The 13,545-nt window shown below is 72.4% G+C and carries 10 protein-coding genes; 5 read left to right on the top strand and 5 right to left on the bottom strand.

Annotated features, from left to right (window positions below; translation table 11 throughout):
- Window positions 1-2,883 carry a glycoside hydrolase family 2 TIM barrel-domain containing protein gene (locus tag M8J73_RS00375; RefSeq protein WP_055536993.1) on the top strand — a complete coding sequence of 961 codons (2,883 nt, stop codon included), beginning with the start codon at window positions 1-3 and terminating at the stop codon, window positions 2,881-2,883.
- A gap of 77 nt (window positions 2,884-2,960) precedes the next feature.
- Here M8J73_RS00375 and M8J73_RS00380 read toward each other — a convergent pair whose 3' ends face one another.
- Window positions 2,961-3,473 (bottom strand): hypothetical protein, encoded by a 513-nt coding sequence (locus M8J73_RS00380; RefSeq protein ID WP_055536992.1) that lies wholly within the window; start codon window positions 3,471-3,473, stop codon window positions 2,961-2,963.
- Window positions 3,470-5,179, bottom strand: coding sequence for a PHP domain-containing protein (locus M8J73_RS00385; RefSeq protein ID WP_055536991.1), 1,710 nt, complete (start codon window positions 5,177-5,179; stop codon window positions 3,470-3,472). The genes M8J73_RS00380 and M8J73_RS00385 overlap by 4 nt, the downstream gene beginning before the upstream one ends.
- A 239-nt stretch (window positions 5,180-5,418) precedes the next feature.
- Here M8J73_RS00385 and M8J73_RS00390 point away from each other — a divergent pair, with 239 nt between their 5' ends.
- From M8J73_RS00390 to M8J73_RS00400, 3 genes are all read left to right on the top strand, one after another.
- Window positions 5,419-6,738 carry a jacalin-like lectin gene (locus tag M8J73_RS00390; RefSeq protein ID WP_055536990.1) on the top strand — a complete coding sequence of 440 codons (1,320 nt, stop codon included), beginning with the start codon at window positions 5,419-5,421 and terminating at the stop codon, window positions 6,736-6,738.
- Window positions 6,739-6,835: 97 nt separating this feature from the next.
- The gene (locus M8J73_RS00395) at window positions 6,836-7,435 is read left to right on the top strand and encodes a TetR-like C-terminal domain-containing protein (RefSeq protein ID WP_055536989.1); all 600 of its coding nucleotides are present in this window, start codon (window positions 6,836-6,838) and stop codon (window positions 7,433-7,435) included.
- A 148-nt stretch (window positions 7,436-7,583) separates the two neighbouring features.
- Entirely contained in the window at window positions 7,584-8,198 is a 615-nt protein-coding gene (locus M8J73_RS00400; RefSeq protein WP_055536988.1) for a dihydrofolate reductase family protein, read from the top strand.
- Window positions 8,199-8,245: 47 nt separating this feature from the next.
- Here M8J73_RS00400 and M8J73_RS00405 read toward each other — a convergent pair whose 3' ends face one another.
- From M8J73_RS00405 to M8J73_RS00415, 3 genes are all read right to left on the bottom strand, one after another.
- Window positions 8,246-8,515 carry a hypothetical protein gene (locus M8J73_RS00405; protein WP_055536987.1) on the bottom strand — a complete coding sequence of 90 codons (270 nt, stop codon included), beginning with the start codon at window positions 8,513-8,515 and terminating at the stop codon, window positions 8,246-8,248.
- A 145-nt stretch (window positions 8,516-8,660) separates the two neighbouring features.
- Window positions 8,661-10,430, bottom strand: a complete 1,770-nt coding sequence (locus M8J73_RS00410; RefSeq protein WP_055536986.1) for a DUF2264 domain-containing protein — start codon at window positions 10,428-10,430, stop codon at window positions 8,661-8,663.
- Between the two features lie 76 nt (window positions 10,431-10,506).
- Window positions 10,507-11,589: a rhamnogalacturonan acetylesterase gene (locus M8J73_RS00415; protein WP_249828078.1), complete on the bottom strand. Its 1,083-nt coding sequence runs from the start codon at window positions 11,587-11,589 to the stop codon at window positions 10,507-10,509.
- Window positions 11,590-11,777: 188 nt separating this feature from the next.
- Between M8J73_RS00415 and M8J73_RS00420 the strand changes: the two genes are divergently transcribed.
- A complete protein-coding gene (locus tag M8J73_RS00420) occupies window positions 11,778-13,460 on the top strand; it encodes a rhamnogalacturonan lyase B N-terminal domain-containing protein (protein ID WP_249828079.1) in 1,683 nt (560 codons plus the stop codon).
- The last annotated feature ends 85 nt before the right edge of the window (window positions 13,461-13,545 follow it).

A 13,545-nucleotide genomic window follows, 5' to 3' on the forward strand; every position in this document is an offset into this window, starting at 1 on the left:
ATGTCTTTCCGCACCACCGGTACCACCGCCTCGTCCGTCGACTACGTCGAGGACGTGTCGCCGGGCAGCGGGGCCCTGCCGCCCCGCGCCTGGTACGCGTCCTCCGACGCCCGTTCCCTGTCCCTCGACGGAGACTGGCACTTCCGGCTGTCGCCGACCGCCGACGCCGAGGACGACTCCTTCGCCGCGGAGGGGTACGACGCCGGGGACTGGGCCCGGGTGTCCGTGCCGGGGCACTGGGTGATGCAGGGCGACGGGGCCTTCGGGGCGCCGATCTACACCAACCACCTGTACCCCTTCCCGGTGGACCCGCCGCGGGTGCCGACGGAGAACCCGACCGGCGACCATCTGCGGTACTTCGACCTGCCCGAGGGGTGGCCGGCGGACGGCGGGGCCGTGCTCCGCTTCGACGGTGTGGAGTCCTGTGCCCGGGTCTGGCTGAACGGCACGGACATCGGGGAGTTCAAGGGATCGCGGCTCGCCCACGAGTTCGCCGTCGGGCACCTGCTGAAGTCCACGGGCAACGTCCTCGCGGTGCGGGTCCACCAGTGGTCGGCGGGCTCCTACCTGGAGGACCAGGACCAGTGGTGGCTGCCCGGCATCTTCCGGGAGGTCACCCTGCTGCACCGCCCGGCGGGCGCCGTCCTCGACTTCTTCGTGCACGCCTCCTACGACCACGTCGGCGGCACCGGAACCCTGCGCGTGGACTCCGACGTCGACGGCCGTGTCCTGGTGCCCGGCCTGGACATCGATGTCGCGACGGGCGAACCGGTGACCGTCCCCGTCGAGCCATGGACCGCGGAGACCCCTCACCTGTACGACGGTGAGCTGGTGACGGAGGGCGAGCGCGTCCCGCTGCGGATCGGTTTCCGCACGGTCGTGCTGGAGGACGGCCTGATCAAGGTCAACGGCCGGCCGATCCTGTTCAAGGGCGTCAACCGCCACGAGTGGCACCCGCAGCGGGGCCGCGCGCTCGACCTGGAGACGATGCGCGCGGACGTGCTGCTGATGAAGCGGCACAACATCAACGCGGTGCGCACCTCGCACTACCCGCCGCACCCCGCCTTCCTCGACCTGTGCGACGAGTACGGGCTGTGGGTCATCGACGAGTGCGACCTGGAGACCCACGGCTTCACCGAGCAGAACTGGCGGGACAACCCCGTCGACGACGACCGCTGGACCCCGGCCCTGCTGGACCGGGCGGCCCGGATGGTCGAGCGCGACAAGAACCACCCGTCGGTCGTGATGTGGTCCCTCGGCAACGAGTGCGGCACCGGACGCGGCCTGACCGCCATGGCCGAGTGGATCCACGGCCGCGACGGCTCCCGCCTGGTGCACTACGAGGGCGACTGGGACTGCCGCGACACCGACGTCTACTCCCGGATGTACGCCGACCACGCCGAGGTCGAGCGCATCGGCAAGGGCCTGGACGGCGGCACCCACAAGCGGCGCGGTCTGCCCTTCATCCAGTGCGAGTACGGCCACGCCATGGGCAACGGCCCCGGCGGCCTCGCCGACTACCAGCGGATCTTCGAGGCGCACGACCGCATCCAGGGCGGCTTCATCTGGGAGTGGATCGACCACGGCATCACCCACCCCGAGCTGGGCTACGCCTACGGCGGCGACTTCGGCGAGGAGCTGCACGACGGCAACTTCGTCTGCGATGGCCTGGTCTTCCCGGACCGGACGCCCTCGCCGGGCCTGGTCGAGTTCAAGAAGGTGATCGAGCCGGTCCGCATCGACGGCGACGGCGCCGCCGGGACCGTACGGGTGCGCAACGCGTACGACTTCGCGGACCTGTCGGAGCTCGCCTTCGAGTGGTCGTACCAGGTCGACGGGAAGACGCTGGAGGCGGGCGCCCTCGCCGTGCCCTCCCTGAAGCCCGGCGAGTCGGCCGAGGTGAAGCTGCCGCGGCCGCCGTCCGGCGGGCCGGCGGGCGAGGCGCTGTGGACCGTACGGGCGCTGCTGGCCGAGGACACCGCGTGGGGCCGCAAGGACCACCAGGTCGCGTGGGCCCAACTGCCGGTCGTGGAGCGGCCGTCGCCGGTCGTAGTGCCCAGCGACCGTCCCACGGCGAGCGAGAAGCTGATCTGTCTCGGCCCGGCCTCCTTCGACGTGCGCACCGGCGCGCTGAAGACCATCGGCGGCCTCGACGTGACAGGGCTGCGCCTCGACGTCTGGCGGGCGCCGACCGACAACGACGCCGGGGCGGACTGGCAGCCGGACCCGCAGTACGGCCTGCTCTGGCGCAAGTTCGGCCTCCACCGGATGCGCCACCGGCTGGACGCCGTCGAGGTGGGCGACGACGCGCTGACGGTACGGACCCGGGTGGCGCCGGCGGCGTGGGAGATCGGGCTGCGCACGACGTACCGCTGGACGTCGGACGGGACGCGGCTGAAGCTGACCGTGTCGGTGGCCCCGGAGGGCGACTGGACTGTCCCGCTCCCCCGCCTCGGCATCCGCTTCGGGCTGTCGTCGGCGGACGCCGTGAAGTGGTACGGCGGCGGCCCCGGCGAGGGCTACCCGGACACCAAGTCGGCGTCCATGCTGTACCGGTACCACTCCACGGTCGACGAGCTCCAGACCCCCTACCTCCGCCCCCAGGAGAACGGGGCCCGCCCCGACGTCCGCTGGGCGGAGCTCGGCGGTCTGCGGATCGACGGCGACCCGGAGTTCTGGTTCACCGCGCGGCGCTGGACGAGCGAGCAGCTCGACGCCGCCGAGCACCTCACCGACCTCCGGGCCGGTGACACGGTGTGGGTCAACCTGGACCACGGCCAGATGGGCATCGGCTCGCAGTCGTGCGGGCCGGGCGCGCTGCCGCAGTACCACCTGCGGGCGGAGCCGACGGAGTTCTCGTTCGTGTTCTCCGAGGTCCGCTGAGCGGTGGCGGCGCCCTGACGGTGAGGGCGGCCGGGCTTCACGGCCCGGCCGCCCTCATGTGTGTCCGCCGGCCCGTCTCAGTGGTCGGCGCAGCACGGTGTCGGTTCGGGGACCTCGAAGGGGACGAGGGTGCCGCCGACGGCGGGCATCGCGGTGAGGACCAGTTCACCCTCGTGCCAGTGCGGGCGTACATGGTTCCGCGTCATCAGCGGGGTCTCCGGGTCCGGTCGGCCGGGTGAGCCGAGGACGGTCACCCGGGTGATCGCGGAGCGGTCCAGTACGGTCGCGACGGACAGGGTGCCGGTCAGGGCCGTGGCGCCGGGGTAGAGCACGGCACGGCCCATGGCGTCGGGGATGCCGGGCGTCACCTCGTGTGCACGGGCCGCCAGCCGCTCCCGGACGGTGCTCAGGAGCGGCCGGGACGGCACCGCGAGGGACAGCGCGACCCTCGGCCGGCCGTCTCGGACCAGGTGGGTGCACCCGAACGTGCCCTCGGGGAGGGCGAGTTCGGCGGCCAGCGCGTGGAGCAGACGGTCGGCGGTGCGCAGGTCCCGGACCCCGGCGTCCACGGTGAGGGCGTACGGCGTCACGAGGGCAGCACCCACACCGGGTTGGAGTAGAACCACAGGTCGCGCCACGGGTCGGCGTCACCGACGACGTCGAGGGCGGGGCCCGCCGGGTCGACCGCCGCGCCCATCGCGCCCACGGCCGAGCGGTTGCCGTCGCTGCCGCGCAGCCGGACGTAGAGCGGGCGGTCGACGCGGCCGAGGTGGTAGGTGAACCGGACGGTGCCGGTGGACTTGTTCACCTCGTAGGACTTGACGACCTTCGTGGTCGGCGCGGTGAAGGTGTCCTTGTCCGCGGGTGTGCCCGTCACATCGCCCTGGATGACGTCGACGCGCGCCAGCTTGGGCACGAAACCGGCCCAGTTGGGGCCGCCGGCGAGCGCCACGTCGACGGTCAGGGTGACCTTGGTGCCCTTCTTGACGTGCAGGGCGCCGCCGAGGGTTGCCCAGCGGCTGCCGCCGGACACCCGGATGTCGAGGCCGCTGACGAGCTGTCCGTGGTCCACCCAGACGCGGCCCGCGCGGATGCCGTCCATGACGGCGGCGTAGGAGAAGCCGGCGGCGCCGACGTGGGTGCGGCTGTACTGGCCGGGCCAGTAGTCGCCCTCCGTCAGGTCGATCTTCCCGCCGTAGACGGGGTCGGTGTGCCTGCCGTTGGCGGTGTAGTCGCTGTCCGGGCCGCCGCGTACGGCGGTGTCGGTGTAGACGTGGTGGGAGTCGGAGTTGGCGGTGATCCACCACGGCTTGCCCTCGGCGAGCAGGCTGTCCCACAGGCCGCCGACGGTGGCGGTCATCCAGTCGAAGCCGCCCCAGGTCCGGTAGGACTCCGGGGGGTAGCCGGGGAAGGAGTTGGCGCCGGGGCTGTTGTCGTAGATACCGCGGGCGCGGCCCATGCCGAGCGGCGCGGCGATGCCTCCGGCCTGGTGGCCGGGGGCGCCCTCCATGCCGACGGCGATCCGGTGGCGGGGGCTGGTGGCGTCCCGCCAGGCGCGCAGCTCGTGCGGCGAGTCGATGCCCTTGCGCGCGGGGTGGTTGGCGAGCATGAGCACGTCCTTGACCTTGCGGCGGCGTACCTGTTCGGCGAGGAAGTTCAGCCCGGCGATGGCGAGCGCCTCGTTGGCGGGCGTCGACTCGGTCGCGCCCTTCACGCCGCCGTCGTAGTCGGTCTCGAACTGCTTGAGGACGGCGACCTCGTTCTTGCCGGGGTGCACGAACACGGTGCCGTGCTCGGCGGCCGGGATGTTCCACTCCAGGCCCTGGAAGACGAGGGTGTCCTCGTACGCGGCGCGGGCCTGACGGATGTCCGGGTTGACCTTCTCGACGCCGATCCTGGCGTGGGTGGCGTTGCCGTGGTCGGTGATGACCAGCCAGTCCAGGCCGTGGCGGGCGCCCTGGCGGACCTGGTCGACGACGCGGTACTTGCCGTCGTTGCTGTACTGGGTGTGGATGTGGTGGTCGCCGGACAGCCACAGGAAACCGCCGCGCTTGCGGCTGCCGGTGGCGGCGTACGCGGGGGTGGCGGCCGCCGGGGCGAGGACGCTCGCGGCGGTCAGGCCCGCGCCCAGAAGACCGGCGCGGCGCAGCAGGGTGCGGCGCGACTGCTGCTCGGGGGTCAGCGCCTCGTCGGGCACGGCGGTGTCGAAGGCGGCGGGGAGGCCGTCCGCCGCCGGATGCTCGTGATCGTGGTCGTGTCCGTGGTGGTGATGACCGTGCGCGTGCCCGTGCCCCATGTGACGCCTCCTGGATGCCGCTGCCTTCCGCGGCTGCCCTCCGCGGCGCGAGTGCGCCGCCCGTGGAGGATCGAGGCGAAACATGAACGTTGAACGAGTACCGGGTGACCACACGGTGCCATGGACGCGTCAAATCACAACGCCTTTCACTGTTTCCTCAACTGCCCTTGCCCGTCACACTGTTGGACACAGAACCTGAGCACCGCTCACTTTTCCCACCCCCCTCCCGGAGTACCCGCATGAGACGACTCCTCGGCACCCTCGCTGCCGCCGCCCTGGCCGTCACGGGCCTCGCCACCACCGGCGCGGCGCCCGCGACGGCCGCCGCCTCCGGCACCTTCAACGTGCTGACGTACAACGTCGCGGGCCTCCCGGAGGGGCTCAGTTCCGGCAGCCCGAAGACCAACACCCCCCTGATCTCACCCCGCCTCGGCGCGTACGACCTCGTCAACGTCCAGGAGGACTTCAACTACCACGCAGCGCTGTACGCGGGCGACGACCACCCGCACCGCACGGCGACCAGCGGCGGGGTGCCCTTCGGGGACGGCCTCAACACCCTCTCGGACCTGCCCTTCGAGGACTTCGAGCGGGTGAAGTGGAACAAGTGCACCGGCACCAACTGCCTGACCCCGAAGGGCTTCTCCCTGGCCCGGGTGCGGCTCGCCGAGGGTGTCTTCGTCGACCTCTACAACGTGCACACCAACGCCGACTCCGACGACGCGGCCCTGGCCGCCCGCCGGGCGAACATCACCCAGCTTTCCGACTTCATCAAGGCCAACTCGGCGGGCAACGCGGTGATCGTCATGGGCGACACCAACACCCGCTACACGCGCGCGGGCGACAACATCCGCACGCTCGTGTCGGAGAACGGCCTGCGCGACCCGTGGGTGGACCTCGTCCAGGGCGGCAGACCGCCGGCCCAGGGCGCTGACGCGCTGGTCTGCGCCACCACGGCCCCGGCCCAGGACTGCGAGGTCGTCGACAAGGTCCTCTACCGGGGCAGCCCCCTGGTGGACCTGACCGCCACGCGCTACCACAACGAGTGGGCCAGGTTCCTCGACGCAGGCGGGAAGAACCTCTCCGACCACTTCCCGCACACCGTCGACTTCTCCTGGAGCGTCAACCCCCGGCTCGGGGCGAGCGACTTCTTCGGCGGCCCGCACGGCACGGCGTTCAGCGACGCCGACGACCTCCCCTCGGCCGTCTCGCCCCGCACGCTCACACTGCGCGGCGCGTCCCGCCTCGACGCGGTGTCGCTCACCCACGACGGCGGTACGACGCTCACCCACGGCGGCACCGGCGGCACGGCCGTCTCGCTGACCCTGGCATCCGGCGAGCACCTCACGTCCGTGAAGCTCACCCAGGGCAAGAAGGACGGCCACACCCGGATCTTCTCCGCCGCCTTCACCACCGACCAGGGCCGCACGCTCGCCTCCGGCACACCCACCGCCGACACCCGCACCTTCACCGCCCCCGCCGGCCGGCACATCGTCGGCTTCACCGGCCGCTCGGGCGCCGAGATCGACAAGCTGGGCGTCCTGTACGCGCCGATCGGCTGACCCGGGGCCGCACCGGGAGCGCCGGGATCCGAGGGCGTCCGCCTCACCTAGGCTGTCCCCACAGATCCCAGGCGCGCGGAACACGAGGTGGTCGCCCTTGCCCAGAACCGGCCTGACGACCGAGCGGGTCGTCGCGGCGGCGGCCGACCTCGCGGACGAGGTCGGCTTCGAGAACGTGACGCTGTCGGCGCTCGCTCGGCGGTTCGGGGTGAAGGACGCGAGCCTGTACTCCCATGTCAGGAACCTCCAGGACCTCCGGACCCGGGTCGCGTTCCTGGCCGGCGGGGAGATGATCGAGCGGATCGCGGACGCGGTGGCCGGGCGGGCCGGCAAGGACGCGCTGGCCGCGTTCGCGGGGGCCTACCGGGCCTACGCCCTGGAGCGTCCCGGCCGGTACGCGGCCACCCAGGCCCGCATCGACCAGGACCTGGTGGCCGCCTCGCCCGCCTTCCGCCGCACCGCCGAGATCACCTACGGCATGCTCCGCGCCTACGGCCTGGAGGAGCCCGATCTCACCGACGCCGTACGCCTGCTGCGCAGCACCTTCCACGGCTACTGCGCCCTGGAGGCGGACGGCGGTTTCGGCGCGGCACGCGACGTGCGGACGTCCTGGGACCGAGCGATCGAGGCCCTGCACGTGGCCCTGGAGAACTGGCCCCGGGAAGCGGCCGTGCCGGGACCCGTGCCGCCGTCGTGATGCCCGACGGCGGACGGCCACCCGCCGCTCACCCCGGCCGTGCCGCGCGGTGAGTAGCCATCCCCGCCGCGCCGCACGGATGGCCGCCGACGGACGACCGCCGCAGGGATGACCGATGAGTTCCGGGCGTGGATCCGGTCTGCCCTGTATGACCCGCATCATCGCTGACATCTCGGTCTCTCTCGACGGGTTCGTCACCGGACCCGACCCCGGCCCGGACAACGGGCTGGGCACCGGCGGCGAGGCCCTGCACACCTGGGCGTTCTCCGACGACCCGGAGGACCGCCGGATCCTGCGCGAGGCGACGGCCCGCTCGGGCGCCGTCGTCCTCGGCCGGCATCTCTTCGACGTGGTCGACGGACCGTACGGCTGGGACGACGAGACCGGCTACGGCGCGGGCGAGGTCGGCAAACCCGCGTTCGTGGTCGTGACCAGCTCCCCGCCGGACGCCGTCCGGCTCACGGGCCTCGACTGGACCTTCGTCACCACCGGCATGGCCGACGCCGTGGCCGCCGCGCGCGAGCGCGCCGAGGCGGCGTCGGCCGCCGGCGGCAAGGACCTCGACGTGGTCGTGATGGGCGGCGGCACCACCGTCGGCTCGGCCCTCGACGCCGGCCTCCTCGACACCCTCACACTCCACCTCGCCCCCGTCGTCATGGGCACCGGCACCCCCCTCTTCACCGGCAGGACACCCCACACCCTCGTACAACGCGACGTGACCCCCACTTCGACCGCGACCCACCTGACCTACGACATCCTCTGACCGGCCCCGCACCCGGACCGGCGTCCCGCCCTCGGCCCGACGGTCGCTCACGTCGCGGCGGGCACATGAGGTGCCACCGCCAGACGGGCCATCACGCGCAGCCGCGCGAAGTACGCGGCGCAGTACTCCTCGTCGATCAGCGGCACGATCTTGTCGAGGTCGGCGGCGCGCGCCCAGAGGGCGGCGATGTCACCGTCGTCGAGCCCACCGTCGTCCAGTTCCGTCCGCACCAGGCCCGCGACATCGGAATCCACGAGGACCAGATCCACGCCCGCGACGTCCGCGCCGCGCCAGCCGGCCGGGAACGGTGCGCGCACGTGCTCCGCCCACAGCCGGGCGAGTCGCTCGTCGGATCGTGGGCACGGTCGGGGTCGGCCGGCCCTCTCCTGTCGTACCTCGGTCTCCTCCTCGTGTTGCTGCCGGCGGAACCGCTCTCGGACAGGGAGACGGCTACGGCCGACCTCACGTTGTGCGGGGCGCACCGACCGGTTCCAGGTCCTCGGAGACGACCGCGCCGTCCGTCAGCCGGACCCGGGTCTCCGGGCCGCCCGTCCACCGGATGTGCAGTTCGCCCGGGGCGGCGAGTCGCACGGAGACCGTGTCCTCCAGTGGGGGCGGGGCCGGGTCGGCCGTCAGGCGGGTCAGGGCGACGAAGAGTGACGTGTCGTCGGTGGTTTCCCCGGTGAGGGCCTGCTCTGACGGTGCGCCGTCGCCCTTCTCGGCGTCCGTGAGGCCGAGGGCCGGGCGGAGGTCGGTGTGGACGCCTTCCGTCGGCGCCCAGCCGGTCACGCGGATCGGCGTCCCGGGGGCCGCCCCCGCCACGAGGTGGGCCCTCACCTCCACCGCCCCGCGGGCGAGGACGAGGGTCGTCACCCGCGCTCCCCCGGCCGCCGTGTGCCGGGACGCCGCCCAGCCCTCGCCCACGCCGAGCGGTTCGATGCCGGTCCGGCTCGCGTCGCCGTCGACGATCACGCTGTTGTCGTACGACGCCGGGGGCTCCGCCAGGGGCACGGGCGCCGTCACCGTGGAGTACGCGAGGCGCGTGTAGTACGGGTCGTAGCGGACGTCCTCGCTGCCGTGGTTGTGGAGGCGGACCAGACCGTCCGAACGGGTTGACTGGAGCAGCCAGTTGGGCGGGCCGAGGGGACGCAGTTCGTCGGCACGCTCCACCGGCGCCGCCTCCTCGGTGGCCGTCCACACCGGGTGGTCCGGCGGCAGCAGCAGACCGAGGAAGCCCTTGCTCGCCCAGTACGGGGAGGCCGGGCCCGAGTAGCCCTGGAGGACGGCCGGGTCGGGGCCGTGCCAGCCCAGCGACAGCAGGCCACGGTCGTCGACGGCGCCCCGGTCGAGGAAGTACTTCAGGGCGCCGGACGCCAGCCGGCGCGTCTCGCCCGGCCCGAGCGGTGTCCGGCCGGTCAGCGCGCCGAGCCAGAGCGGGACCGTGGTGGCGAAGCGGTACGTCAGGGAGCGGCCCTGGTGCAGCGGGGCGCCGTCACCGCCGAACAGACGGACGTAGTCGGCGAGATGGGTGGACAGGCGGCCGCCGTAGAGGTCCAGCAGGCGGGCGTCGTCGGCGAGCCAGGCGTGCAGCACCGGGTAGAGGTGCATCGCCCAGCCGTTGTAGTAGTCGAACTTGCGACCGTCGCCGTCGGTGTACCAGCCGTCGCCGAGGTACCACCGCTCGATACGGTCGAGCCGCTCCTCGATCACCCGGCGGGACAGCTCCGGCTCGTGGCCGATCTCCGCCAGGAAGCCGCCGACGGTCACCGGGAACAACTCCCAGTTGCAGGGCCAGGGTTCTGCGGTCAGCGCGTCGCCGAGCCAGGCCGCCGCACGCTGGCGAACCCCGTCGTCGAGGCGGTCCCACAGCAGCGGCCGCGTCAGCCGGAGCGCGAGGGCGATGGACGCCGCCTCCACCAGGGGCTGGCCGCGGTCCTCGATGCGAGGCCACACCCCCGAGACACCGGCCGCGAGTCCGTCGGCGTAGCGGGCGAGGGCCTTCTCGTCCTTGCGGAACGCGGCGAGGAGCAGGGTCCGGGCGTAGCCCTCCAGGCCGTCCGAGAGGCGGCCCGACCAGCTCGTGCGGTCGCCGGGAAGGTCGTACAGGGCGCCGTCGGCAGTCGCGTACGGCTCCACGGCGGCCAGCAGCGCGTCGGCGGCCGCCTCCCAGTGGGCGCGGGTGTAGCCGGTGTACGGGCTGAGGCTGCGGTCCTCGTCGGGCTGGGCGGGCATGGGCGCACGCTTCCTGGGTCGTCGCTGTCGGTTGGAACCTGGGGCGCCCCGGTTCCGGTCGGGGCGCCCCAGGGGCTCATCCCACCCTGGTCCGCCCGGCGGGCACCAGCCCCAGGGCGACGAGTTCGTCGCGGACGAGGCCGGCGTACACGGTGGCGCCGTGGACGGAGGTGTGGGTGTTGTCGCGCTTCTCGTTGGAGAGGTAGAGCGCCTTGGAGGCTTCGGTGCCCAGGGACTCGACCAGGGCCTTCGTCCTCGCGGTGAGGTCGATCAGCGGCACGTCGTGGGCGGCGGCGACGGAGCGGACGACGGCCGGGTGGTCGACGCCGAGGCCGTTGACGAGGAGGGCCGTGTTGTTGTTGAGCGTGCCGTCCGCGTTGAACCAGCGGCGCACGATCGGCGTGACCAGGACCGGTCGGCCGCCCTGGTCGCGGACGCCCGCGACCAGGGTCTCCAGGTTGGCGCGGTAGGTGGCCTCGTCGGTCTGCTTGTCGTTGTGGGCCAGTTGGATCAGCACCAGGTCGCCCCGGCGGATCCGCGGCCGGACGGTGGCCCACAGTCGCGCGTCGGCGAGGTAGGACACCGTGCTCTCGCCGGAGTCGGCGTGGTTGGCGACCGAGAGGCCCTTGCGGAGGTACCGCGGGAGTTGCTGGCCCCAGCCGGAGTACGGGTCGCCGGGCTGGTCGCAGACCGTGGAGTCGCCGACCAAGAAGATCTGCCGGGCCATGGGGGTCCCCCCTGCTCGAGCGGAGCCGAGAGCTCGGGGGAAGGCGGGGGTCACGCGGATGTCGGCCAGCGCGGGGGCCGAGCCGCCGATGACCAGGTCGAGGCCGGGGGTGCCGTCGGGGCCGGTGGGTTCGCCCTCGGGGGTGCGGACGTTCACGGTGAAGCTGCGGAAGACCGGTTCGCCGGCAGCGGTCGCCGTCTCGGGCAGGAGGGCGCGGCGCGTCTCGCCGGTGATGCTCGTGCTCGCGGCGCTGTCGCCGCCGAGGCGGACGGTCACGTCGTAGGTGCCGGCGGGGACGTCGAAGTGGCAGGCGTTCGCGGCACAGTTCTCCGGGCCGAGGACGGGTCGGCCGTGGTGCGCCTGGGCCGGTGCGGCCGACAGGACGGTGCCCAGAGTCGCCGCCGTCAGCGCGGCGACGGTGAAACGTCTCATTGCGGCTCCTCGGGAGGGATGACAACACCCGGCGGCTGGACCGTATCCTGTCGGGCAAGCGCTTTCTAGAGGTCGGGGCACTTTCGTAAGATTGCCAACTCCCTTGTGTCGAAAGCCCTTTCGCGAAATCGATTCAACTGTCACTCTTCCGAATCACCCCCACCCCCCACCCTCCCGAGGAGGCCCCCATGTCCCAGGCCACCGACCAAGAGGCCCTCGGCCGCCGCGGATTCGTCCTCGGCACGGCCGCCGCCGCGGCCGGCGCGGCACTCGCCGGGCCGCTCGCCGGTACCGCCCACGCCGCCGCGTTCGGCTGGAGCGACGACGGCACCCACTACGTCGTCGACACCGGCGCGAACCTCGTCTTCAAGGTCAGAAAGAGCAACGGCGACCTGGCCTCGCTCGTCTACCGGGGCACGGAGTACCAGGGCTACGGCGGCATGAACTCGCACATCGAGTCCGGCCTCGGCAGCTCCACGGTGACGATCCGGCAGTCCGGGTCGACGATCCTGGTCTCCGTCACGTACGGCACACTGCGGCACTACTACGCGGCCCGCAGCGGCGAGAACAACATCTACCTGTGGACGAACAAGGCCGACACCTCGGTCTCCGCGACCCGCTTCATCCTGCGCGTCAAGGCCGGCCTGTTCCTCAACGACGCGCCCGACTCGTACACGTACGCGCCCACCACCATCGAGGCCTCGGACGTGTTCCGGAAGTCCGACGGCCAGACCCGCTCGAAGCACTTCTCCAAGCTGCGGGTGATCGACTACGACTACGTCGGCTGGTCCGCGAACGGCGTCGGCCTGTGGGTGGTGCGCTCCAACCACGAGAAGGCGTCCGGCGGCCCGTTCTACCGCTCGCTGCTGCGCCACCAGAGCGCGGACGGCGGCGGGCTGTACGAGATCCTGTACTACGGGCAGAACCAGACGGAGGAGCAGCGATTCGGCCTCCAGGGCCCGTACGTGATCGCGTTCACCGACGGCGGGGCGCCCTCCGCGTCGCTGTTCCCGGGCACGCTGACCACCCCGTGGGCGGACTCGCTCGGCATCGCCGGGTACGTGGGCTCGGGCGGCCGGGGCCGGGTCGCGGGTGTCGGCATCACCGGGCGGAACACGTCGTACCCGTACACGGTCGGGCTCGCCAACTCGGCCGCGCAGTACTGGGGTTCTGCACGCTCGTCGGACGGCTACTTCACCATCACGGGTGTGCTGCCGGGGACGTACACGCTGACCGTCTACAAGAGCGAGCTGGCGGTGTACACGACCTCCGTGACGGTCACGGCAGGCGGCACGACGACGCTCAACACGATCGCCATCCCGTCGTCGAACGACCCGTCCAACGCGAGCGCGATCTGGCGGATCAACGACTGGAACGGCACGCCGAGCGGCTTCAAGAACGCCGACCTGATGACGTACGCGCACCCCTCGGACGTCCGGGCCGCCGCCTGGACGGGCAACGTGGTGATCGGCAGCGGCACCGAGACCTCCGCCTTCCCCTGTTACCTCTGGAAGGACGTGAACAGCGGCCTCCTCGTCTACTTCCGGCTGACCGCGGCCCAGGCCGCCGCCGCGCACACGCTGCGGATCGGGGTGACGACGGCCTACGCGAACGGCCGGCCGCAGGTCGTCGTCAACGACAGATGGACGTCGGCGATCCCCTCCCCGCCCACCCAGCCGAACACGCGGTCGCTGACCAACGGCTCCTACCGGGGGAACAACTACACGTTCACCTACAGCGTTCCGGCCAGCGCCTGGCGCACGGACACCAGCCAGTACAACGTGCTGAGGATCAACGTGGTGAGCGGGTCGGGGTCGACGGCTTACCTCAGTGCGGGCACGGCGATCGACGCGATCGATCTGCTCGCCTGAGGCATCCGGCCCGCGCGCCCTCTCGGACGTTCCGCGTCGGAGGTGCGGCGCGGGCCGGGACCGCGCCCGCCTCGCAGTGAGCAGC

Origin of the sequence: Streptomyces neyagawaensis (genome assembly GCF_023516595.1) — a bacterium.
Taxonomy (GTDB): domain Bacteria; phylum Actinomycetota; class Actinomycetes; order Streptomycetales; family Streptomycetaceae; genus Streptomyces; species Streptomyces neyagawaensis.

Bases quoted from the DNA above. Each gene is read 5' to 3' on its own strand.
- M8J73_RS00375 (WP_055536993.1), top strand. From the start codon at position 1: ATGTCTTTCCGCACCACCGGTACCACCGCCTCGTCCGTCGACTACGTC.
- M8J73_RS00385 (WP_055536991.1), bottom strand. From the start codon at position 5,179: ATGGGGCACGGGCACGCGCACGGTCATCACCACCACGGACACGACCAC.
- M8J73_RS00390 (WP_055536990.1), top strand. From the start codon at position 5,419: ATGAGACGACTCCTCGGCACCCTCGCTGCCGCCGCCCTGGCCGTCACG.
- M8J73_RS00400 (WP_055536988.1), top strand. From the start codon at position 7,584: ATGACCCGCATCATCGCTGACATCTCGGTCTCTCTCGACGGGTTCGTC.
- M8J73_RS00410 (WP_055536986.1), bottom strand. From the start codon at position 10,430: ATGCCCGCCCAGCCCGACGAGGACCGCAGCCTCAGCCCGTACACCGGC.
- M8J73_RS00415 (WP_249828078.1), bottom strand. From the start codon at position 11,589: ATGAGACGTTTCACCGTCGCCGCGCTGACGGCGGCGACTCTGGGCACC.
- M8J73_RS00420 (WP_249828079.1), top strand. From the start codon at position 11,778: ATGTCCCAGGCCACCGACCAAGAGGCCCTCGGCCGCCGCGGATTCGTC.